Annotated in this window: 18 protein-coding genes; 3 read left to right on the top strand and 15 right to left on the bottom strand. The window is 66.2% G+C overall.

Going from position 1 to position 23,009, the window contains the following annotated elements:
- Positions 1 to 135: 135 nt before the first annotated feature.
- Positions 136 to 1,329 (top strand): acetyl-CoA C-acetyltransferase, encoded by a 1,194-nt coding sequence (locus PRN20_RS15585; RefSeq protein ID WP_273958463.1) that lies wholly within the window; start codon positions 136 to 138, stop codon positions 1,327 to 1,329.
- A complete protein-coding gene (locus PRN20_RS22895) occupies positions 1,220 to 1,681 on the top strand; it encodes an FGGY-family carbohydrate kinase (RefSeq protein ID WP_443112574.1) in 462 nt (153 codons plus the stop codon). Before PRN20_RS15585 ends, PRN20_RS22895 begins: the two co-directional genes overlap by 110 nt.
- On the opposite strand, the gene PRN20_RS15575 is transcribed toward PRN20_RS22895, so the two are convergent.
- The 12 genes from PRN20_RS15575 to PRN20_RS15520 all read right to left on the bottom strand — a co-directional run bounded on the left by PRN20_RS15575 (position 1,678) and on the right by PRN20_RS15520 (position 18,198).
- The gene (locus tag PRN20_RS15575) at positions 1,678 to 2,910 is read right to left on the bottom strand and encodes an ROK family transcriptional regulator (protein WP_273958462.1); all 1,233 of its coding nucleotides are present in this window, start codon (positions 2,908 to 2,910) and stop codon (positions 1,678 to 1,680) included. The two genes, PRN20_RS22895 and PRN20_RS15575, sit on opposite strands and share 4 nt — an antisense overlap.
- Before the next feature lie 11 nt (positions 2,911 to 2,921).
- Positions 2,922 to 3,788: an NAD(P)-dependent oxidoreductase gene (locus PRN20_RS15570; RefSeq protein ID WP_273958461.1), complete on the bottom strand. Its 867-nt coding sequence runs from the start codon at positions 3,786 to 3,788 to the stop codon at positions 2,922 to 2,924.
- A gap of 25 nt (positions 3,789 to 3,813) precedes the next feature.
- Entirely contained in the window at positions 3,814 to 5,529 is a 1,716-nt protein-coding gene (locus PRN20_RS15565; RefSeq protein ID WP_273958460.1) for an ABC transporter ATP-binding protein, read from the bottom strand.
- Positions 5,519 to 6,712, bottom strand: a complete 1,194-nt coding sequence (locus tag PRN20_RS15560; RefSeq protein WP_273958459.1) for an ABC transporter permease — start codon at positions 6,710 to 6,712, stop codon at positions 5,519 to 5,521. Before PRN20_RS15560 ends, PRN20_RS15565 begins: the two co-directional genes overlap by 11 nt.
- Positions 6,709 to 7,695, bottom strand: coding sequence for an ABC transporter permease (locus PRN20_RS15555; RefSeq protein WP_273958458.1), 987 nt, complete (start codon positions 7,693 to 7,695; stop codon positions 6,709 to 6,711). Before PRN20_RS15555 ends, PRN20_RS15560 begins: the two co-directional genes overlap by 4 nt.
- A 12-nt stretch (positions 7,696 to 7,707) precedes the next feature.
- Entirely contained in the window at positions 7,708 to 9,822 is a 2,115-nt protein-coding gene (locus tag PRN20_RS15550; protein WP_443112573.1) for a hypothetical protein, read from the bottom strand.
- A 91-nt stretch (positions 9,823 to 9,913) separates the two neighbouring features.
- Positions 9,914 to 11,848: an ABC transporter substrate-binding protein gene (locus tag PRN20_RS15545; protein ID WP_273958456.1), complete on the bottom strand. Its 1,935-nt coding sequence runs from the start codon at positions 11,846 to 11,848 to the stop codon at positions 9,914 to 9,916.
- Positions 11,849 to 12,191: 343 nt separating this feature from the next.
- Positions 12,192 to 13,277: a LacI family DNA-binding transcriptional regulator gene (locus tag PRN20_RS15540; RefSeq protein WP_273958455.1), complete on the bottom strand. Its 1,086-nt coding sequence runs from the start codon at positions 13,275 to 13,277 to the stop codon at positions 12,192 to 12,194.
- A gap of 13 nt (positions 13,278 to 13,290) precedes the next feature.
- Positions 13,291 to 15,042 carry a glycoside hydrolase family 36 protein gene (locus PRN20_RS15535; protein ID WP_273958454.1) on the bottom strand — a complete coding sequence of 584 codons (1,752 nt, stop codon included), beginning with the start codon at positions 15,040 to 15,042 and terminating at the stop codon, positions 13,291 to 13,293.
- 21 nt (positions 15,043 to 15,063) lie between these two features.
- Positions 15,064 to 15,903 (bottom strand): carbohydrate ABC transporter permease, encoded by an 840-nt coding sequence (locus tag PRN20_RS15530; protein ID WP_273958453.1) that lies wholly within the window; start codon positions 15,901 to 15,903, stop codon positions 15,064 to 15,066.
- Complete coding sequence (locus PRN20_RS15525) at positions 15,900 to 16,805, bottom strand: carbohydrate ABC transporter permease (RefSeq protein ID WP_273958452.1); 906 nt, start codon at positions 16,803 to 16,805, stop codon at positions 15,900 to 15,902. The genes PRN20_RS15530 and PRN20_RS15525 overlap by 4 nt, the downstream gene beginning before the upstream one ends.
- A gap of 82 nt (positions 16,806 to 16,887) precedes the next feature.
- Positions 16,888 to 18,198, bottom strand: coding sequence for an ABC transporter substrate-binding protein (locus PRN20_RS15520; RefSeq protein WP_273958451.1), 1,311 nt, complete (start codon positions 18,196 to 18,198; stop codon positions 16,888 to 16,890).
- Between the two features lie 295 nt (positions 18,199 to 18,493).
- Between PRN20_RS15520 and PRN20_RS15515 the strand changes: the two genes are divergently transcribed.
- Positions 18,494 to 20,071 (top strand): GMC family oxidoreductase, encoded by a 1,578-nt coding sequence (locus PRN20_RS15515; protein WP_273958450.1) that lies wholly within the window; start codon positions 18,494 to 18,496, stop codon positions 20,069 to 20,071.
- A 19-nt stretch (positions 20,072 to 20,090) separates the two neighbouring features.
- Here the strand turns inward: PRN20_RS15515 and PRN20_RS15510 are convergent, their stop codons facing one another.
- The 3 genes from PRN20_RS15510 to PRN20_RS15500 are packed head-to-tail and all read right to left on the bottom strand — an operon-like array spanning position 20,091 to position 22,907.
- Positions 20,091 to 21,098 (bottom strand): ABC transporter ATP-binding protein, encoded by a 1,008-nt coding sequence (locus PRN20_RS15510; protein ID WP_273958449.1) that lies wholly within the window; start codon positions 21,096 to 21,098, stop codon positions 20,091 to 20,093.
- The gene (locus tag PRN20_RS15505; RefSeq protein ID WP_273958448.1) at positions 21,080 to 22,060 is read right to left on the bottom strand and encodes an ABC transporter ATP-binding protein; all 981 of its coding nucleotides are present in this window, start codon (positions 22,058 to 22,060) and stop codon (positions 21,080 to 21,082) included. The genes PRN20_RS15510 and PRN20_RS15505 overlap by 19 nt, the downstream gene beginning before the upstream one ends.
- Entirely contained in the window at positions 22,050 to 22,907 is an 858-nt protein-coding gene (locus tag PRN20_RS15500; RefSeq protein WP_273959034.1) for an ABC transporter permease, read from the bottom strand. The genes PRN20_RS15505 and PRN20_RS15500 overlap by 11 nt, the downstream gene beginning before the upstream one ends.
- Between the last annotated feature and the right edge of the window lie 102 nt (positions 22,908 to 23,009).

The raw sequence follows: 23,009 nt of genomic DNA, 5'->3' as shown, positions 1-23,009 counted from the left end.
CGCCAATCTGGCATCACGATACGCTTGCCACAACCGCCGCGGATAATTACTTACCGGCCGGCCGGTTATATGCATACCCGATCCTGTGAGTCAACGGACGGCAAGAGCCTGACGGCCAGAAGTGAGGAGAAAACCTTGAGCAATGTGGTGATCGTTGGAGCAGCGCGCACGCCCGTGGGCAGCTTTCTCGGCCCGCTGGCGGGCGTGCCTGCCCACGACCTGGGGGCCACAGCGATCCGCGCCGCCCTGAAGCGGGCAGGACTTCCGCGCGAGCGGGTGGACGAGGTGATCCTGGGACAGGTGCTGACCGCCGGAGCGGGCCAGAACCCCGCCCGGCAAGCAGCGATCTGTGCAGGCATACCCGACTCCGCGACGGCTTTCGGACTGAACCAGGTGTGCGGCTCGGGATTGCGGGCAGTAGCCCTTGGCGTCCAGCAGATCAGCGCGGGAGACGCCGACATCGTCGTGGCGGGCGGCCAGGAATCGATGTCGCGCGCCCCCCACGTCGCCAGACTGCGTGCCGGCACGCGGCCCGGCCCACTGGAGTTCGCCGACTCGATGGTGCTCGACGGGCTCACCGACGCATTCGGGGGCTACCACATGGGCGTGACTGCCGAGACGGTAGCAACGCGCCTGGGCATCACCCGCGAACAGCAGGACGCCTTCGCGCTCGCGAGCCAGCAGAAGGCGGCAACGGCGCGCTCGGACGGCAGGTTCGACGCCGAGATCGCGCCGGTCTCGGTGCCGCAGCGAGGCGGGACGCGTCTTGTGACCGCCGACGACCACCTGCGTCCCGAAACGACAGCGGAAGCCCTTGCGGGCCTATGGCCCGCCTTTGCCGAGGGCGGCACCGTAACGGCCGGCAACGCATCGGGACTCAACGATGGTGCTGCTGCCCTGGTGCTCATGGGCGAGCAGGAGGCCGCACGACGCGGCCTCTCGCCTCTCGCACGGATCGCGAGTTGGGCAACCGCTGGGGTGGAACCTGAGATCATGGGCCTGGGGCCCGTGCCGGCCAGCCTGAAGGCGCTCGGCAAGGCAGGATGGTCAGTCGACGATCTCGAGCTCATCGAAGCCAACGAGGCCTTCGCAGCGCAGGCGCTCGCGGTCAACGCCCGGCTGGGCTGGGATCCGGCCAAGGTGAACATCAATGGCGGGGCCATCGCGATCGGCCACCCCATCGGCGCCTCGGGAGCGCGCATCCTCGTCACCCTCATCCATGCCTTGCGGAGGGCAGGCCTTCGCAAGGGCCTCGCCACCCTTTGCATCGGCGGGGGCATGGGTATTGCCATGTGCATCGAAGCGGAGGCGGGCACAGCCGGAGCGTAGCCCCCTGCCAAACTCGCTTGCGCCGGCAAACCTTGCAAATGGGGCTGTTCGCTTACGCGACCAACAACAGGGCGGTGCCGGCAAGTCGCGTCTTGTCCGGCAACTACTCGCCGATGCTAGCGGACTGCCGGTCGTCGCTACGGCATCGCCGGAGCCGGTGCTGCTCGGCTCCGCCATGCTGGGCGCGAGCGCCGCCGGAGCGTACGCCTCTCTGATCGAGGCGATGTCCGCAATGTCATCGGTCGCGGAAGTGATTACCCCCGACGAAGGATTGCAGGCATTCCATCACCGGCGCTTCGCCGCTTTCCGCAAGCTGCAGCTGCTCGCAGGGGACATTCGGCAAGGCAGCTAGGGTGCGTTTGACCTGGCGGTCTCGGGCGGGGCTGCAAAGCTGGTTGTCGGCGTCGACTCGCCGCGCACGGCCTCGACGCCGAAGAGATTGGCGTGGAGGCGGTTCAGGGCTTGGCCCAGCGCACCCACCAGTGTCGCCCTGTTGCCGAGGGCGCTGGACCTTACCGGCAAGGGTCGGGGGATCGCGCGGGGCAACAGGTTGCCCACCCGTCGGGAGATCTCAGGCCGCGCGCCGACGCTGCCTCCGAGCACGATGAGTTCGGGGTCGACGACGGCGCATGCTGCGCTGATCGCCAGGACAAGCAGGCGAGCCGTCTCGTCGATCGCCGCTGCCGCGAACCGGTCGCCGGTATCGAGGCGCGCCAGGATGGCAGCTACGTCCTGGTCGGGTTCACCGCCGTAGCCTTCGTAGCGGCGGACGATGGCGGCGCTGTCGACGGAGCTTTCGAACGTGCCGTTGGCGAAGCCGGCCGGATCGAAGGGGTCGCCACCGATGGGCAGATAGGCAATCTCGCCGGCTGCACCTCGCGCGCCACGCAACAGCTTGCCCTCGGAGACGATACCCATGCCAACACCGCTGCCGATGCCGAAATAGACAAAGTTTCGGGCGCCTCGAGCCTCACCCTGCCAGAGCTCGCCCAGCGCGGCGAGCTTGACGCCGTTCTCGATCGTGAGCTCCACGCCAAGCTCGCTGCGCACCGACTCCACGACGTTTATGTCGCCCAGATGCGGGATGCTCGGCGCGATATCGATGCGGCCCGATTTGGGATCTACTACGCCGGGGCTGCCCATGACGCCGAAGCGGACCCGATCACGTTCCACATGCGCAGTCGCGAGCAGGGCAACAAAGAGCCGGCCAAGCTGTCGCACGACCTCGAGGCCGCCACTTGGATGGGTCGGCTCCGAGAGCTCCGCCACCAGGTCGCCACGGATATCGGCCAACGCCATCTGCACGGCGCTGCCTTCCAGGCGGATGCCCAGAACGTACGCGGCACGCGGATTGAGTTCGTAGGTCGGGGCGCTGCGTCCGACCGGACCCTGCATGCGCCCGCTGACCTGCAGAAGGCCGTCGCGTTCCAGCTCCAATACCACTTGCGTCGTGGTCTGCCGTGACAGGCCGGTGAGCTTGGCCAGCATGGCGCGCGAGGTCGGACCCTTGTGGAGAATCGCCTCCATGATCGCCCGCACCGATAGTTGGCGGGCGACCGGTGGAGACTGTGCCTTGGCCATGCGCGCGTTACCTAGCGCTCGAGCCGGGCGAGCAGGCTCGACGTGTCCCAGCGCTGGCCGCCCATGCCCTGCACCTCGGCATAGAACTGGTCGACCAGTGCGGTCAGCGGGAGCTTGGCGCCATTCGAGCGCGCTTCCTCGAGCACGATGCCGAGGTCCTTGCGCATCCAGTCGACAGCGAAGCCGAAATCGAACTTGCCGGCGTTCATGGTCTTGTAGCGGTTCTCCATCTGCCACGATTGCGCGGCGCCCTTGGAAATGACGTCGATCACCGCCTCGATGTCCATACCCGACGCCTTGCCGAAATGGATAGCCTCGGCGAGACCCTGCACCACACCGGCGATGCAGATCTGGTTCATCATCTTGGCCAGCTGGCCGGCGCCGGACTCGCCCAACAGCCGCGCCGCCTTGGCAAAGCTCATGATGGTCGGCTGCGCCGCATCGAACACCGGCTGGTCGCCGCCGACCATCACCGTCAGCTGCCCATTCTCGGCGCCCGCCTGCCCGCCCGAAACCGGCGCATCGAGGAAGCCGAAGCCGGCGGCAGTCGCCGCAGCATGGAGTTCGCGCGCGATGCCGGCCGAGGCGGTGGTGTGGTCGACGAAGATCGCGCCCTTCCTCACGCCCTTGAACGCGCCCTGCTCGCCCAGCGTCACCTCACGCAGGTCGTTGTCGTTGCCGACGCAGGCAAAGACGATGTCCTGGCCTTCGGCAGCTTCAACCGGGGTCCTGGCCAGCCGGCCGCCGTGCTCAGACACCCACTTCTCGGCCTTGGCGGTGGTGCGGTTGTAAACCGTCACGTCGTGGCCCTTGGCCTTGAGGTGGCGCGCCATCGGGTAGCCCATCACGCCGAGGCCCAGGAATGCTGCTTTCACCATTTGTCGTTTGTCCTTGTTGTACTTGTCAGGCGTCGAGGTGGGTGCGCGTTCGCATGCGCTTGTGCCGCGGATCGGGATGCGGCACGGCCGAAATCAGTGCCTTGGTATAGGGGTGTTCGGGCGCCGTGCAGATAGTCTCGGCCGCTCCGATCTCGACAATCTTGCCGCGCCGCATCACCGCCACCCGGTCGCAGAAATAGCGCACCACGCCAATGTCGTGGCTGATGAACAGGAAGCTGAGGCCGAGCCGCTGCTGCAGCTCCAGCAGCAGGTCGAGCATCTGGCTGCGGATGGAGACGTCGAGCGCCGAGGTCGCCTCGTCGGCGATGAGGATGCGCGGGTTGAGCGCCAGCGCCCGGGCGATGCCGATACGCTGCCGCTGTCCTCCGGAAAATGCGTGCGGATAGCGCTCCATCACCGCCGGGTCGAGCCCGACCATGCCGAGCAGTTCCGACACCCGCGCCTCGAGCGCCGCGCCGCTGGCGATACGGTTCACCACCAGCGGATCGGCGATGATCTGGCGCACGGTCATCCTTGGATTGAGCGAGGCGAACGGGTCCTGGAAGATCAGCCTCACCTGCTGGTGCAGGTTGCGCAGCCCCTGCTTGTCCAGCCCGCGCACATCGATCGGCGCGCCGCTCTGCGGCCGGTAGGTCACCGCGCCATCGGTCGGCTCGACGATGCGGAGGATCAGCCGGCCGAGCGTGGTCTTGCCGGACCCGCTTTCGCCGACAATGCCGAGGCTTTCGCCGGCCATGAGGTCGAAGCTAACGCCATCGACCGCCTTGACGGCCACCTTAGGCGTGCGGCTCAGCAGGCTCTTGCGCGGCTGGTACACCTTGCCGAGATCGCGCACCGAGAGAATCGGCTCGGCCGCCGCGGCAGCCGGCGCCTGCTTCAGTTCGGATGTCCGTTCGAGCTTCAGCACCGAGCTCAGCAGCCGCCTCGTGTAGGGATGACGGGCATTGTGGAACACCTCGTCCACCGGCCCGGCCTCGACGATCTTGCCGCGATACATCACCGCCACGTCGTCGGCGACTTCCGCCACCACGCCCATATCGTGAGTGATCAGCAGCATGGCCATGCCGAGTTCGCGCTGCATGCGCGAGATCAGGTCGAGGACCTCGGCCTGGGTGGTCACGTCGAGCGCGGTGGTCGGCTCGTCGGCGATCAGCACCTGCGGGTTGCAGGCGAGCGCCATGGCGATCATCGCCCGCTGCCGCATGCCACCGGAGAACTCGAAGGTGTAGCGGTCGATATTGCGCTCGGGATCGGGAATCTCGACCTGCCGCAGCAGCTCGATGGTGCGCGCCCGGGCCTGCTTGGCGTCCATCTTCAAGTGCAGCCGCAGTACCTCGACGATCTGCGCGCCGATGGTGTGCACCGGCGACAGCGAGCTCATCGGCTCCTGGAAGATCATGCCGATGCGCCGGCCGCGAATGGCGCGGATCGCCTCGCCGCGCGGATTGAGCGTCGCGATATCGACCGGCGCGCCCGCGCCGCCGAGCATGATGTTGCCGCGTGCAATGCGACCGGGCGCATCGATCAGTTGCATCATCGCCCGCGCCGTGACGCTCTTGCCAGAGCCGCTCTCGCCGACGAGGCATAGGGTCCGCCCCGCCTGCAGCTTGAAGCCGACATCGCGGGCGGCAGTGAAGGTGCCGCCACGCAGCGCGAACTCGACTGAGAGGCTGCGGACTTCCAGCACGGTCGGGGCGGTGGTGGGGAGATCAGTTGTCATAGGGGTCCGCCGCGTCGCGCAGGCCATCGCCGAGGAAGTTGAAACTCAACACCGACACCATCACCGCCAGCGCCGGCCAGAATAGCAGCCACGGCGCATTGGCGATGGCGCGGAGATTCTGCGCATCCTGCAACAGCACGCCCCAGCTCACCACCGGTGGCTTCAGTCCGATGCCGAGGAAGCTCAACGAGGTCTCGGCGATGATCATCGCCGGCACCGCGAGGGTCACCATGGCGAGCAGGTGCGAGGTGATCGAAGGCAGCATGTGCCGGAAGATCAGCCGCATCTCGCTCGACCCGTCGAGCCGCGCCGCGGTGACGAAGTCCTCCTCGCGCAGCGCGAAGAACCGTCCGCGCACTTCGCGCGCCAGCGAGGTCCAGCCCAGCAGCGAGACGATCGCCGTCACGGTGAAATAGACCAGCGCCGGTGGCCAGGCGAGCGGGATCGCCGCCGCCAGTCCCATCCAGAGCGGGATGGTCGGCATGGCGCTCACCACTTCGACCAGACGCTGGATCGCCGTATCGAGCGCCCCGCCATAGTAGCCGGAAATGCCGCCGAGAAAGACGCCGAGCGCCAGGCTGATGACCACGCCGACGAGGCCGATCGACATCGAAATGCGGGTGCCATAGATCAGCCGGCTGAGCACGTCGCGCCCGATCCGGTCGCTGCCGAGGAAGTACACCGTGTCGGCCGGGTTGGTCGGGCCGATGAAATGCAGATTGCTCTCGAACAGCCCCCACAGCTTGTAGGTCTCGCCGGTAACGAACAGTCCGATCGGGATGATCTTGTCCGGATCGACCTCGAACGTCCGCCGCATGGCCTCCTGGTCGACGACGATCTTGTAGCCCGAGGCATGCGGCAGGAACTGCCAGCCGCCATCGGCGCCGGTGACGAACAGGCTGATCCCCTGCGGCGGGGCGTAGGTATATTGCGGCCGGGTCATGTCGACGCCGTAGGGCGCGAGGAATTCGGCGAGGATCGCCACCAGATAGAGCAGCAGCACGATGAACAGAGAGGCCATCGCAACCTTCTGGCGGCGGAACTTCCACAGCATCAGCGTCCACTGCCCGGCGACGGCGGCGCTCGCTCCGGCGCTGGCGACGAACTGCGTCTCCTCTTCGGGCGGCAGGTCGGCGGTGAGGTCGGCGGCAGACATGAAGGCCTTGTCGGGTTCTAGGCTCATTGCAGCCGGATCCGCGGATCGAGCACAGCGAGCAGGATGTCGGAGATCAGCATGCCGACCAGGGTCAGGACGCTCATCAGCAGGATGAAGGCGCCCGCCAGGTACATGTCCTGGCTGACCAGCGCGCGCAGCAGCAGCGGCCCGGCCATCGGCAGGTTGAGGACGATGGCGGTGATGGTGACGCCGGAGATCAGCGCCGGCAGCACCCAGCCGATGGTCGAAATGAACGGGTTGAGGGCAATCCGCACCGGGTAGCGCATGATCAGCGTGAACTCGCTCAGCCCCTTGGCCCGCGCCGTCACCACATAGGGCTTGTTCAGCTCATCGGAGAGGTTGGCCCGCATCACCCGGATCAGCGCCGCGGTCGAGTTGGTGGCGATGACGACGATGGGGATCCAGAGGTGCAGGCAGAGATCCCAGAGCTTGGCCCAGCTCCATGGCGCATCCTGATACTCGGGCGAGAACAGCCCGCCGACGCTCTGGCCGAGGAACTTGTACGACACGTACATCAGCACCAGCGCCATGATGAAGGTCGGGATGGCGAGGCCGATGAAGCCCAGCAGCGTGAAGATGTGGTCGCCGATCGAGTAGCGCTTCACCGCCGAGTAAATGCCGATCGGCAGTGCCACGGCCCAGATCAGGATCAGGCTCAGCGTCGACACGAACAGGGTGATGCCCATGCGGTCCCAGATCAGCTTGCTCACCGGCTGGCCCCAGTCGAACGACCAGCCGAAATCGCCGCGGAACAGGATGCCGGAGATCCACTTCCAGTACTGGACGTAGAACGGCTGATCGAGCCCGTACTGCGCTGTGAGTGCGGCCACCGTCGCCGAGTCGAGGCTCTGCCCGGAATCGGCGATGGCCGAGATCAGCGAGGTGAGAAAGTCCCCCGGCGGCAGCTGGATGATGAAGAACGACACCAGCGACATCCCGATCAAAGTCGGGACCATGTAGAGCACGCGCTTGAGGATGAAGCTGAGCATATCCGGTTGATCCTAGCGGGCGAAGTCGATGAGGACGACCTCGTTGGTGACGATCTGCGGCACCTCGATATCGATCCGCCCGCCGCCAACCGACACCATTGGCGACACGCCCGACACCAGCAGCCGCACCGCCGCGCCTGTCACGCCGGCCGGCAGCGCCACCGAGACGACTTGCTTCCCTACAGGGATAATCTCGCGGATCGGCCCCTTCATCATCATCGGGTTGGTGAGATTGACCAGTTGCACGGCAAGCCTGCCCTTCCCCTCGCGCGTCGCGATATCGAGTACGCCCGGACCAGATACGTCCACACGCGACCGTGCTCCGAGGGCCCAGCGCACGGCATTGCCGATCAGCGTCGAGTGGTCGAGGTTCAGCACCTCCCAGAACGTCTCGCCGAGATTCCACGGGAAGTACACCAGCCGGCCGCCGCCCTTGAAGGTGCGGACGATCGCCGCCGGTGCCGTCGCCGGCTCGCGCGGATAGATCTCTTCCATCGGCAGGTCGGGGAAGGCCGGAATGAAGCGGAACGGGATTTCCGACCCGGCCCCCTCATGCAGCCGCACCGGAATCTGCCGCGTGCCGCCCATGATGCGCGTCGCGTCGCCAAACCCGGCGGTCAGCGGATGATCCGAGGTCAGCTGCACGTAGGTGTTCTTGGCATGCGCAGTCGTCGGGCCGGCGACACTGGCGCCAAACAGTTTCGACAACCCGAAATCGGCCCGCGGCACGCCCCACTCGTCATAGAGCGAGGTTTCGAAACTGGTGACGAGGCTACCGCCTCGCTCGACATAGCGGGTGAGGCTGTCGCACTGCGCTTCGGACAGGAAGGAGGCGTTGGCCACCGCGATCAGCTTGTAGCGATCGAGCTTGGCGTCGGCGACATCGAGATCGGCATGCAGCTCGAACGGCAGCCGCGCCTCGACCAGCGCGTGATAGAGCCCGAACTCATGCGCCTCGGCGCTCTCGCGATCGTCGGAATCCCAGCTGCGCAGCGTGGTCGAGGGATCGAGCATGGCGATCTCGGCCGTCGGATGCAGCGGGCCGAGCTCCGGCTCCAGCCGCGCGTGCAGCTGGAAGCTCTCCGCGATCGGCTTGACCCAGCGGCTGTCCGGCACCTTGGCGTTGAACTTGGTGAACCAGGGGCGCAGCCCATGCGCCAACCCGTCGGTCATCCACATGCGGATTTCCTCGGGCGATTGAACGGAGTCCTTCCAGCGCCACTTCTCCTCCACCGAGGTCGAGGTGATCAGCCCGATCGGCCGGTCACCCATGGCGCCGCGCATGCGCTTGCCGTCGCGGCCGGCCGACCAGATCGGCACCACGCCGGTGCGGCCCTGGTGGTCGACGAACAGGATCGGGCAGTATTTCTCGATCTCGTCGAGATCGAACTCCAGCATCGAGGAATTGCCGATATTGGGGATGAAGCGGCCGTGCGGACGCTCGCTGGCGACGACGCCGTTCCAGTGCGCCACGAGGTCGGTCAGCACCCGGCGCGACCAGTTGAGCCAGGCCTGCCAGACCTTGTCATGCGGGTCCTTCTGGCGCGGCAGGTCGTAGCCGGACTCGGCCTTGAAGGTGGCGCTGCAATGCGCGCAGTAGCAGACGCCATGCCCCGACCAGCGGTTGGCGAACACCGCGTCGATGTCGTAGTTGGCGGCGACCTCGCGGATCACCTCGCTCATGAAGCCGCGGTTGTAGTCGCCCCAGGCACAGGTGATGTAGGCGTCGGGAAACGACCAGTGCTTCCTCAGTTCGCCCTCGGCGGTGACCGAAATCCACTCGGGATGCGCCGCCGCGACATCGGCATGCACGGCATGCGGATCGACCCGCGCCACCACATGCATGTTGCGGGCCCGCGCCCCGGCAACCAGATCTCCGAACGGATCTGCGTCGCCAATCGAGCGGCTGACATGCTGCAACGGGATCTTGGAGGGATAGTAGGCGACGTAGCCGCCGGCCGACAGGCACGTGGCGTTGGATTCCGTCTCGTCGAAGATGCGGAGCCAGAAATCGAGGTCGTAGGTCTGCGGGTCGTCTTCGACCAGCGTCAGCTGGGTCCAGCGCGTCGCCGTCTCGTACCATGTGGACGACCGCAAGCCGCCCGTAACCCTTAGAGTCTCGTTCATCGTGGTTCCGCAGAAATAGGAAAATGGCGCGACGATCGGGGGGCGCCGAAGCGCCCCACTCCCATCGGAAGACTAGAGCGGGGTGGACGCTCTAGGCCTTGAAGTACTGCTCGGGGTTGGTCGGTGCCGGAGTGGGATAGCCGAAGGAGTTCGGCATGCGCTCTGGCACGTTGTGGAAGTTGTTGCGCACGATGCCGTAGGCGTCGTTGGGCACCTTGATCCCGATCGAATAGAACTGGTCGGCAGCAATCTCGAGGATCTGCTTGAACGCCTCGACTCGCCTGGCGTCGTCGATCGTGCTCTTCATCTCGTCGTAGAGGGCAAGCGCTTCCTTCACCTGGGCGGGCGGCTCGACGGCGTTTGCGGCGGTCTTGTCGTTGTACCAGATCTGCCAGCCCATGGCGTAGAAGGCGTTGCCGCTGTAGGGCACGAAGTAGCGCGGATCGAGCAGGGCAGCGAGGCCGATGCCGCCGCCGAAGCGGTTGGTCGTGGCGTCGTAGTCCATGTTCTGCCGAATGCGCACTTCCCAGAGCGAGCGGTCGATGAGCTTGAGCTGCCCGTCGATGCCCACGGTCTTCAGCATCGGCATCATCAGCTGCATCATATCCACCATTTCGAGCCGGTTCTGGTCCTGCTCGAAGACGATGGTGATCCGGCGGCCGGAGCTGTCGAGGCGATAGCCCTCGGCATCCTTGTTCGGCGCCGCCTTGTCGAGGAACTCGTTGGCCTTGGCGACATCGAACTCGGTGAATTGCTTGGCCAGCCGCTCGTTGTAGAGCGGGTCACCCTCGGCAATGGCCGGCTGCGACGCCGAGCCGATGCCGACGAAGACGGAGTCGATCAGCGCCTGGCGGTCGATGGCGTGCGACAGGCCGATCCGGAAGTCCTTGTTCGAATAGAGCTCCGCCTTGACCGCGTCCGGGTGGGTCATGTTGAGGCAGATCGCCATCTCGTTGGGCTGGGTCGAGAGCGTGGTGTAGAAGTCGTAATCGCCCTGTTCCTTGCCGTCGAACAGCACCGACTTGTTGGTCGGGGTGCCGATGTACTGGTCGAGCAGATCGATCTCGCCCTGCAGGCACTTGAGCAGCAGCACCTGCGCATCGGCGACCAGCGCGTAGTTGATGGCATCGAGGTAGGGCAGCTGGTTCCCGGCGGTGTCGACCTTGAAATAGAACGGATTGCGCTCGGCAACCGCCAACTCGGTGCTCTCGCCCGGCGCCACCTTCATCTTCCACGGATGCAGGACCGGGATTTCGCTGTTGAGGAAGAAATCATCCTCGAGCGCCGCGCCCGACTTCTTCTGGAACAACTGCAACCAGCCCGACAGCCCCTGCTCGGTCGCCAGCTTGTCGGCGTCCGGATTGTACTTGGGCAGGAACTGGCTGAGGTAGTGCTTGGGGAAACGCGTCGTCTGGTCGCTATCGGCCCAGGCGAGCAGCAGCAGGAACAGGCCGTTGGAGTTCTTGAAGCTCACGGTGAACGTGACGTCGTCGACCTTGGTGAACACCGCCTTGTCTTCGCCGATGATCAGGTGGTCCTGGTTGGTGACCTCGATCTCGGGGTTAGAGAACACGTCCTCGTACCAGAACATCACATCATCGGTGGTGTAGGGATGCCCGTCGGACCACTTGTGGCCCTCACGCAGCTTGAAGGTGAACTCGGTGGCGGCATCGTTGGCGACGACGGACTCAGCCACGTTCGGAATCACGCCCGTCCATTCGGGGTTGTAGCGCATCAGCGGCTCATAGGCCTGGTAGCGGAACAGCATCGACAGCGAACCACCACCGACAATGGCGCTGCGCCAGGTGCCGCCATACTTGCCGACCTCGTTGAGCGGGGTCACCACCATTGGGTTGACCGGCAGGCGATCGGCCAGCGGCGGAAGCGTCCCGGCATCGACCAGCGCCTTCAGCATCGGCGCTTCGCCCGTGGCGGCGGCAGCCAGTGCCGGCAGGATGCCGCTCGCTGCCACAGCCAAGGCTGCAGCCGATGTCCCCAGGAACAGACGTCTCGTAATCGAACCCATTTTCAATCCCCCTGTTGCGTCCCGCTAGGCAGTCACAGGCCGCGCAACGTCCCACGGCGGCGGTGTGGGTGGTCTGGGCGCCAATGGCATACCCGACCATCGGGAGCGTCATCAGGTTATCCGGCAGGCCACATTTGTCAATGACCATGACATTGTCATGGGAAACCGATGAACTCAGGCGCAAAATTGGGTCGCCTTTGGTTGATTTCTGGACCATTTGTACGATTCCGTCATCGTCATTGACAAATGCGGCCGGGCGGGTGACGCGGCGCGCACTGCAGCGGCGAGGCCAACGGAGCGCCCGGCCATGTCCATACACGGTGTGGCCGCTGGGCGGCGTTCGTTACTTTGCTGAGACCGGCGCGGTTGAGCCGCGGAGGCGGATTTCCGGCTCGATCAGCACTTCGGCCGTCGGCAGGGAGCGGTTGGCGGTCAGCGCCACGATGGCGCGGGTAGTGTTCTCGGCGATGCGCTCGACCGGTTGACGCACCGCGGTCAGTGGCGGATCGGTGAAATCCAGCATGTAGGAATCGTTGTAGCCGATCACCGAGATGTCGGAGGGGATCTTGAGCCCGGCGCGCTGGATGGCGCGCATTGCGCCGAGCGCCATGTCGTCGCTGGAGGCGACGATCGCGGTGACGCCCATCTGCAGCAGTTCCTCGGCAGCATGCCGACCGCCTTCGATGTTGTAGTACTGGCGAACGACGAAATCCTCGGAGTTGGGCAGGTCACGCCGGTCCATTGCCTGGACGAACCCCTCGACGCGCCGGTCGGCCGGGGTGTTGCCCACCGGGCCGGCGCACATGCCGATCCGCCGGTGCCCGAGATCGTAGAGATGCGCCACCGCCATCTCGGCGGCGCGCCAGTCGTCGGTCGAAAACACCGGCGAGGGCGTATCCGGGAAGCCGCCGTTGACGCAGAGGAACGGGATGCCGCGCGATTGCAGCAGTTGGCGCGCTACCGGATCGGCGTTGCGCACCGTGTTGCTCGACGACAGGAACACAACGGCGGCGATACCGGCGTCGATCATCGCCTCGACATAGTCGCGCTCGCGCTGCGTGCCGGGGCAGATCACGGCGCGCAAGCCGTAGGGCGCGATCTCGTTCTCGATCGCTTCGCACATGTCGGCAAAGATCTGCTCGCCCACGCCCGGCACAAGCAGCAGCACCAGCTCGCCCTTCAGCTGGCGCTCATAGCCCGACTTGCGCAGGGCGGCCTCGACCGCCTCGCGCGTCGCGGCCGATACGCCATATTTGCGGTTGAGCACGCGGCTGACCGTGGCTTCGCTGACCCCGGCGAGCTCCGCGACAGTGGCGAGCCCGATATTGGCAGCTGGCGAACGGGGGCGGGGCCGATGGGCCGCGCCTTCCGTCCCGCCGGTGCGACCGCGCTGGTTGCGCTGCCCATTGCTGTCATCGGACCTGTCCACGTTTCCCCTGTTGTCACTCGTTCAAGACATGCAGCGTCGCAATACCAGACACCGGAATCTGCAGCTCTGTAAGCCCCTGCGTCTGGGCAAGTTCGATCTGCGTACCCGCGTCGCCGCGGGCGGAATGGGCGATCCCCCGGAGCCGCACGCGCCTGCCGGTCCATCGCACAACGATCCGATCGTGGGAAGTCGCATTGAGCAGCCGCAACTCGTCGACGCCATCGAGGTCGATTTCGACGACCAGCGGCTGATAGACCCCGACGACCAGCCGGTCCTCATGCCGCGCCTGCACGACCGGATATCCTTCCGACGGCAACCCGGCGCGCACCTGACCGAACAGCACCGTCTCGCGGTCTTCCATCCAGTGCGACAGGACCGTCTGAACCGCGTCGCGTTGCACCTGCGGCAGGCTGGTGAGGTCCATCGAGACCTGCGGCACGCTGAAATAGGCGTTGAGCAGTTGCCGGGCCGCGGGCTCCGCGCCGGCGCGGTGGTCCCACACGGTCGGATCGGAGTGGATCACCTGCCCGGCCGCGATCATCCGCATGTTGACCGTGGCACGGCGGTTCTGGTTGGCGTCGACCGGGCAATCGCCCACCCGCAGCAGGTTGCCATAGGGCGCTGTTGCCGGCCCGACATAGGCCTGCCGGAACTCGATCAGCACCTCGTCGAGCCCGGCTTCCTTCAGCTCCGCCTGCAACTGCTGCAGCGTGGCGTGGAGCGCCTGCCCGATATCGGGGATGTCACCGCCGGTTGGCGTGCCCTGGTAGGCGACGACGCCATCGAGGAAGTCGATCTTCAGCCCGTCCACGCCATAGTCGCGGACGAGCCGGATGCAGGTCTGAACGAAGTGATCCCGCACTTCGCGATAGCGCGGATCAAGCGCGGAGGCGCGCCAGCCGTCACCATTATGATAGGGCGCGAAGCGCTTCAGCCGCGGATAGACGTCGCTGTTCTCGCCCAGCAGCAGCGGCGCGACCCAGAGGATCACCGACAGTCCGAGTTCGTGCAGCCTCTCGACATGGCCGCGCATGTCGGGGAACTTCCGGGGATCGGCCACCCAGTCGCCGCATCCCGCATACCAACGACCGGTGGCCAGCTTCTGCCAGCCATCGTCGATGATCACCGCGCGGCAACCGAGTTCGGCCGCCAGCGCCGCATCGCGCTCGACCTTTTGCGCGTCGATGTTCTGCGAATAGGCATACCAGGTGCAGTAGACCGGCACGGTCCCGGCGAAGGGCACCGGCAGCGGGCTGCCGATATCGTCGCGCAGCCAGTCGCGCAGCAGCCCGACCGCTTCGGCATGATCGAGGCCGGCGCGTGCCGTTGCGAGACGGATAGTGCGCGGACCCTTGGGGTCGTGCTCGTAGTAGATGACGAAGCTCTTGTGCTCCTCGGAAACGCCGAAGCGGAGCTGGCTCTCCTCGATCTGCTGGTCGAAGCAGAAAGCAAGGATGGCCTTGCCCTGCCGGTCGTAGACGCAACCGAGCGGGCTCGACGAAATGATGCTGGTCTTGTCGCGGCCGCTCCAGTCGGCGGGCAGCGCGCGCATCGAGCCGTTCGGGTACCAGTAGCCCTCGACGTCGCCCAAGGGGACCTCGAGCGAGACCCGGACGATCGCGCCATCGGTCTCAATCGTGGTGATTTCCAGCGCGCCGACGGTCTGTTTCCCTACCACACGGCAGCCGGTGCCGATCGTCACCTCGACGCCGGGAATGCCGGTGGCGGCGGGGGCCATGACGGATACGTAGTCTTCCAGCAACACGGTGCCAGTCTCCTTGAGATGCTATTGCTTGACCGCCCCGGCGAGGATGCCGGCGACGAAATGACGTTGCAGGAACAGGAACAGCCCGAGTACCGGCAGCACCGACACCATCGTGCCGGCCAGCAGCTGGCCGTAATCGGTGTCGCTGAGGCCCTGCAGCGAGGCGAGGGCGACGGGCACGGTGTAGGCGTCCGACGTGCGCAGCACGATCAGCGGGTAGACGAAGTCGTTCCACTGCGCGAGGAACAGGAAGATGCCCAGCGCCGCGAGTGCCGGCCGCATCGTCGGCAACACGATCTGCGCGAAGATGCGGAACTCGCCGGCTCCGTCGACGCGCGCCGCCTGGATCAGCTCATCCGGCACTGACTGCATGGTCTGCCGCATCAGGAAGATGCCGAAGGGCAGCGCCAGGTTGGGCAGGATCAACGCCTGGTAGGTGTTGAGCCAGTTGAGTTGCACCATGATCTGGAACAGCGGCACCAGCGTCACCTGCGAGGGCAGTGCGAGGATCACCAGCACGATGCCGAACAGCACACCCTGCCCGGCGAAGCGGAATTTGGCGAAGGCGTAGCCCGCCGCCGTGCACACCAGGCCGCCGAGCAGCGCGTAGATCGTCGCGACCAGCGTCGAGTTGAGCACGGCGTGGCCGAACCCCTCGCCCACGAACAGGTTGACGAGGTTGGTCCACAGCTGGTCGCCGGGCACGAGGTTCGGCGGGTTGGAGAAGATGTCGCGCGTCCGGTGCGTACTGGCGACGATCAGCCAGTAGAACGGCGCCAGCATCAGCGCGCCGCCGATGGCGACGACGGCGCTGACTGCGAGACTGGCAACGCGAGTTTGCGGGCTGCGATTGATCCTCATGCCTGCCTCTCCCTGAGGAAGTGGAACTGGACGAGAGCGATCACGCCGATGATGCCGGTCAGCACGTAGCCGATGGCTGAGGCGTAGCCGAAGTCGAAGTACTTGAAGCCGTTCTGGTAGAGGTACATGCCGATGGTCAGGGTGGCGTTGTTAGGGCCGCCATTGGTCAAGACGTACGGCTCGTCGAAGAGCTGCAGGGTGCCGATGGTCGAGAGCACGACGGTGAGGGTGATGGCCGGCCTGAGCCCCGGCAGGGTGATGTGCCAGAAGCGTTGCCACGCGGTGGCGCCATCGATCTCGGCCGCTTCATAAAGCTCGCCGGGGATCGACTGCAGCTGCGCGAGGTAGATGACCGCGCTGTTGCCGGTGTAGTGCCAGGTCAGCGCGATGATGATGGAGACCTTGGCCCACACGGGATCGGCGAGCCACGGCACGCGTGGCAGCCCCACCGACTCGAGCAGGAAGTTCACCAGCCCGTGGTGGCTATTGAGCAGCGTCGAGAACAGGATGCCGTAGGCGACCAGCCCCATGACGATCGGCACGAAGTAGGCGGTGCGCCAGAAGGCGCGGAAGCGCAGCAACGTCGAGTTGAAGGCGACCGCCAGCAGCAGCGCCAACCCCAGCATCAGCGGCACCTGGGTGACGAGGATGATCAGCGTGTTGGTCAGCGCCTTGTAGAAGATCGGATCGGTGGCGAGCCGCCCGTAATTCCCCAGCCCGACGAAGGTTGTCTGGCCCTTGATGATCTTGGTGAGGCTCAGCCAGGCCGCATAGATGTACGGGTAGACCTTGAAGCCCGCGAACAGCACCAGCACGGGGAGCAGGAACAGGTAGGGCGTGAGGCGCGGCGCGGAGCCTCGCCAGCGCCGGCGCGTGGCCGGCTGCAGCTTGGACGACGTCATCTGGACCACCGAAGGGAAAGGGTGGCGGCAGGACGGGGAGGAAACCCGGCATCCTGCCGCCGTAACGCTCAGGCGGAGCGTATCAGTTGGCGGCGATGGTCCGGCCGGTCTGGCCGGCGACCAGCGCAGCGGCCTCGTCGAGCACGGTCTTCGGATCGGCGCCGCTCAGCAGCACCTGCGTCTGCGCGTCGGTATAGGCCTTGAGCGCCCGGGCGTAGTCGGTGGTGTAGTTCACCACCGGGGTGTTCTGGCCCAGTTCGTCGATGAAGAACTTGTTCACCTCGGCATCGAAGTAGTCGCTCTTCTTGACGAAGCCGTCGCTCTCCAGCATCGGCTTGAAGCCGGGGAACATGCCGCCGCCTTCATAGGTCGCCTGCTGGCCCTCGAGCGTGCCCAGGGCGTATTTCACGAACTCCCAGGCCGCTTCCTTGTTCGGGCTGGTGCCCGCCACCGACAGGTACGTGCCGCCCGAGATAGCTGCGGTCAGACCACCGGCCTCGACCGACGGAGGCAGGCGCAAGCGCCACTTGCCGGCCATATCGGGCGCCTCGTTCTCGAACACACCGGCGGCCCACGAGGCAGCCGGGATGACCGCGACGTTGGTCTGCCCCTTGATCTGCATCATGAAGTTGTCCCAGCCGCCCGGGATGTCGGCGACGATGCCCGCGTCGTTGGCTTTCTTGATCAGTTCGAGCGAGCGCAGGCCGGCCGGCCCGTTCATGGTGATCTCGCCGGCGGCGTTGAAGTAGAATGCGCCCTGCAGGTTGGTCAGCAGCTGCCATAGCCCGGCGGAGTCGGCGACCGTCGCCGCCTTGTCCATGGCGATGAGGTCCGCCCCCGTGGCTTCCTTCAGCTTCGGCCCAGCCGCAATCAGGTCGTCCCAGGTGACAATCGAGTTGATGTCGATGCCGGCCTGATCGAACAGGTCCTTGCGGTAGAAGAAGCCCGAGGTGTTGACCTCGTAGGGGATGCCGTAGACGGCGCCGTCGGCTGACGAACCGCTGGCCCACATGCCCGACGGGAACTGCGCCGCGAGGTCGTCCGCGCCCACTTCGCTCAGGTTGACGAGGCCGGTGGGGAAGGTCTCGATGTAGTTGCCGATATAGTCGATGCCGATGTTGAGCACGTCGGCGAGCCCCGCCCCGCCGGCCGCCATACCGGTCGTGATCTTGTCCCAGATCGCCGGGTTGCCGACGTCTTCCACCTTCACGGTGACTCCGGGATGCAGCTCGTTGAAGCCGGCGACCGCCGCTTCGAGGCCATCGGCCGGCGCCGTCCAGCTCCACACCGTGATGGTGCCCGACAGCTCCGACGCCGACGCGGCCGTAGCGAGCGTCGCGAGTGCAGTGGTGGCAAGGGCGAGCCGCGTCAGGCGCCCGGTTGCCGCAAACAAACGTCCTACCGTGTTGTCCAGTTTTTCCTCCTCAGGATTCCTCGGTCCCCGATCGTCCCACGCGGCTGGCGCCAGACTTCGCTGACTTCCCCGCACCGTCGGGATCGGATCGTGCCGGACGCTAGCAGCGCAAAATCATGCTTGCAACAGTTCATTGCAAATTTGCAGAAATCTCGATGAGGCGCTGGGAGGTTGACGATCTCGGCGAACGCGTGGTCAGTGCGGACGGGGAGCAGAGGGGGCTGAGCTGAACGCCGAGATCGTCGACACGGGCGCGCCGCGCTTCGACTACATCGTGGTCGGGGCGGGCAGCGCCGGCTGCACGCTCGCCAACCGGCTGACAGCGTCCGGCCGGCATTCGGTGCTGCTGCTCGAAGCCGGCGGCAAGGATGACTGGATCTGGTTCCACATTCCCGTCGGCTACCTCTACGCCATGGGCAACCCGCGGGCCGACTGGTGCTATCGCACCGAGCCGGTACCGGGACTGAATGGGCGGTCGCTGGGCTATCCGCGCGGCAAGGTGATCGGCGGCTCGTCGGCGATCAACGGCATGATCTACATGCGCGGCCAGGCCGCCGACTACGACCACTGGCGCCAGCTCGGCAATCCCGGCTGGGGCTGGGACGACGTGCTGCCGCATTTCCTCAGGAGCGAGCGCCGCGAGGGCGCGCCGAGCCCGCACCACGGCCAGGATGGCGAACTGCGGGTCGAACAGATGCGGCTCAGCTGGAAGGTGCTCGACCTGTTCCGCGCCGCGGCGATCGAGCAGGGCATTCCCGCAAGCAGTGATTTCAACGGCGGCGACAACGAGGGTGTCGGCTATTTCGAGGTCAATCAGCGCAAAGGCCTGCGCTGGTCGGCGGCCTCGGCGTTCCTGAAGCCGGCGCTCGGCCGGCCGAACCTGACCCTATGGACCGGCGCGCAGGCGCTGCGCCTCGTCGTGGAAGGACGTCGCGTCACCGGTATCGAGATCCGGCACCAGGGCCAGACCAAGCTCCTGCGCGCCGGCCGCGAGATCGTGCTCTCCGCCGGTGCGGTGAACTCGCCGCAACTGTTGCAGCTGTCGGGCATCGGTAACCCGGGACTGCTGGCCGAGCACGGCATCGCCACGAAGCACGAGCTGCCGCAGGTGGGAGAGAACCTGCAGGATCACCTGCAGTTGCGCATGATCTTCAAGGTCAGTGGCCTGCCGACGCTCAACGTCTCGGCCAACAGCCTCGCGGGCAAGGCCGGCATGGCGATGCAGTATGCGCTGGCGCGGCGCGGGCCGATGACCATGGCGCCCTCGCAGATGGGCGGCTTCACCCGCTCGTCGCCGGAGCGCGCCACGCCCGACCTGCAGTTCCATGTCCAGCCGCTGAGCCTCGACAAGTTCGGCGAGCCGCTGCACCGCTTCCCGGCGTTCACCGCCACGGTCTGCAACCTTCGCCCGCAAAGCCGGGGCCACATCCGCCTGGCCAGCGCCGATCCGTCGACGCCGCCGCTTATCCAGCCCAACTATCTCTCGGCATCAGCCGATCGCGAGGTGGCGGTCGAGGGTATCAGGCTGGTGCGGCGGATCGTGCTGGAGAGCCAGGCGTTCGCGCCGCACCGGCCGGAGGAGTACCGGCCGGGCGCCAGATTCAACAGCGATGCCGAACTGGAGCAAGCCGCGGGCGACATCGGCACCACCATCTTCCACCCCGTTGGCACCTGCCGCATGGGCAGCGACCCCGTCGCGGTGGTCGACCCGCGACTGAGGCTGAACGGCCTTGCCGGCCTCCGCGTCGCCGACGCCTCGGTGATGCCGACCATCACCTCGGGCAACACCAATGCGCCGACCATCATGATCGCGGAGAAGGCAGCAACCATGATCCTCGAGGATGCCGGCTGATCGGCTGGCGTCCGCCGCGCTAAAGATTATGACAGCGAACCGTATGGGATGAGCCGATCTGCGTCGGGGCGGGCATGGTTTCCTTGCAGATCGCAGTGACGCGCGGGCAGCGCGAGACGAACGGGCAGCCGCGGCTCTGGTTGGTCCAGAGCGGAATGTCGGTGGCGCGCCGGGATCGCGTCGTCGAGATCTTGCGCGCCGGGTTGGGCACGGCCTCGATGAGCAACCGCGTATAGGGGTGCTGCGGTCGCTCTGTGATCTCTTCGCTCGGCCCCTGCTCCAGCAGATGGCCGGCATAAAGCACCGCCGTATCTTCGGCGAAATAGCGCGCCGTGGCGATGTCGTGGGTGATGTAGAGCGCCGCCAGCTGGCGTTGCGACTTCATGTCCTCGAGCAGGTTGAGAATGCCCAGCCGCACCGACACGTCGAGCATCGAGGTCGGCTCGTCGGCCAGGAGTACCACGGGCTGCACCGAGAGGGCGCGGGCGATGGCGACGCGCTGGCGCTGGCCGCCGGAGAGTTCGTGCGGGCGGCGCTTCAGATAGTCCGCCGCCGGCCTCAGGCCGACGCGCTCGAGCAGCGCCAGCATCTCCTCCTCGACCGCCTTGCCGGATATCTCAGGTCGGTGCAGCCGCAACGGCCGCTCGAGGTGATAGCCGATGGTCTGGGTCGGGTTGAGGGAGCCGAAGGGGTCCTGGAACACCATCTGGACTTCGGACCGGTAGCGATCGAGGCGCCGGCCGGTGAAGCCGGCAATGTTCTCGCCTTCGAAACTGATGGTGCCCCGCGTCGGCTGGAACACCCGGGCCACCATGCGCGCACAGGTGGATTTGCCCGAGCCGGATTCACCGACCAGCGCAAGAGCACGACCGCTGACGAGCTTCAGCGAGATCCCCGAAAGAGCGCGCAGCACGGTGCGGTTGAGCAGCGAACCGAGGACGAAATCCTTGTCCACGCCGTCCATCTCGACGACCGTACGACCGGGGGCGGTGGCCGGCCCGCTCCGTTCTAGTTCAGCAAGTGACATGCCGCCTCGCTCTGTTGGGCCGGGTAGAAGCGCAGCTCGGGCGCCGTGTCGGCGCAGACCTGCATCGCGTGCGGGCAGCGTGGCGCAAAGCGGCAGCCCTTGGGCAGCATCCTGAGGTCGGGCGGCGATCCGGCGATGCCCTCCAGCCGCTGGCGCGGACCGGTGAGCGGCGGGAAGCTGTTGCCGAGCGCCTTCGTATAGGGGTGCTGCGGGTTGGTGAGGATTGAACTCGCCGGCGCCACCTCCACCAGTTCGCCCGAGTACATGACCCCGATGCGATCGCAGAACTCGATCATCAGGCCGAGGTCGTGGGTGATGAACAGCACCGAGAAGCCGAGCTGCGCCTTGAGCTCGACGATCTGTTCGATGATGTCGCGCTGCACCACGACGTCGAGCGCGGTGGTCGGCTCGTCCATGATGATGAGGCGCGGCTTCAGGGCGAGCGCGATGGCGATGCAGATGCGCTGGCGCATACCGCCCGAGAACTGGTGCGGGTAGTCGTCGAGCCGCGCCGGCGGGATGCCGACGAGCTCGAACATCTCGACCGCGCGGGCGCGGGCGCCCTTCTCGCCGAGCCGCGGCTCGTGTGTCTCGATCACGTCCATGATCTGCTCGCTCACCGGGATCACCGGGTTCAGCGCGTTCATCGCCGACTGGAACACGAAGCTCACCTCGCGCCAGCGATAGGCCTTGAGCCGGGCCTTACCGAAGCTCAGCACTTCCTCGCCGCCGAACCGGACCGAACCGCCGCTGACGAGGCCGGGTAGCCGGGTCAGTCGAGCCAACGCGAAGGCGACGGTGGACTTGCCGCAGCCGCTTTCGCCGGCAAGGCCAAACGCCTCGCCCTCGCGGATGTCGAAGTCGATGCCGTTGACGGCGCGGGCGACGCTTGTCTCGCCCACGTAGTCGACGGTGAGGCCCCGCACTTCCATCAGCGGACGAGAGACTGGACTAGAAGACATCGGCGCTCCTCCCGCGACGATTGAGGAAGCGGCGGATGCCGCCGATCCGGCGGCTCGCCCTGAGCTGCGGGTTGGTGATCTCGTCCACTGCGAAGTTGACCAGCACCAGCGCGGCGCCGGTGAGCATGATCGCGATGCACGGGGGCCAGATTTCCCACCAGGCACCACTCTGCAGGGCGAGGTTGTTCTGCGCCCAGAACAGCATCGTGCCCCAGGTCACCGCGTTGGGATCGCCCAACCCGATGAACTCGAGTGCGGCTTCGGCAAGGATCGCCGCGATCGTGCCCAGGACGAACCCGCCCATCACGAAACTCAGCATGTTGGGGAAGATCTCGACGAGGATGATCCGCCACTTCTTCTCGCCCATCAGCTCCGCGGAGAGCACGAACTCACGTGTTCGCAGGGCCAACGTCTGCGTTCGTATGGTACGCGCGGCCCAGCCCCAGCCGGTCAGGGCAAGGACCAGGCCGATGACCAGCGGACTGGCTTCCTCCACCATTGTCGCGATCACGATGATGAGTGGCAGCCCCGGCAGGACCAGCACCACATTGACGAAGAAGCTGAGGATATCGTCGACGCGGCCGCCGAAGTAACCGGCCGAGATGCCGATGGCGAGGCCGATCATCGCCGCTGCGATGCCGGCACCAAAGCCCACCGCGAGGCTTACCCGGCCGCCATAGACGAGCTGGGTGAACACGTCCTTTCCCATGCGCGTGGTGCCGAGGACGTGCTCGTAGCCCGGCTCGACATGCGGCTTGCCGGCGCGCCGTTTGGGGTCGAAATCGGTGAGCAGCGGTGCACACAGCGAGGTCAGCACCAGGATCAGCAGGATGACGATGCCCGCCATCCCCTTGCCGTTGGTGACGAACGCTGCGAGTCCGGGCGACAGTCGGCTGGTCCAGCCCGGCCGGGGCTTGACGCCCAGCTCGCGCATCAGCTCGAGCTGCGT

Source organism: Devosia sp. ZB163 (genome assembly GCF_028613635.1).
Taxonomy (GTDB): Bacteria; Pseudomonadota; Alphaproteobacteria; order Rhizobiales; family Devosiaceae; genus Devosia_A.
This window is presented reverse-complemented; position numbering and strand designations above follow the sequence as displayed.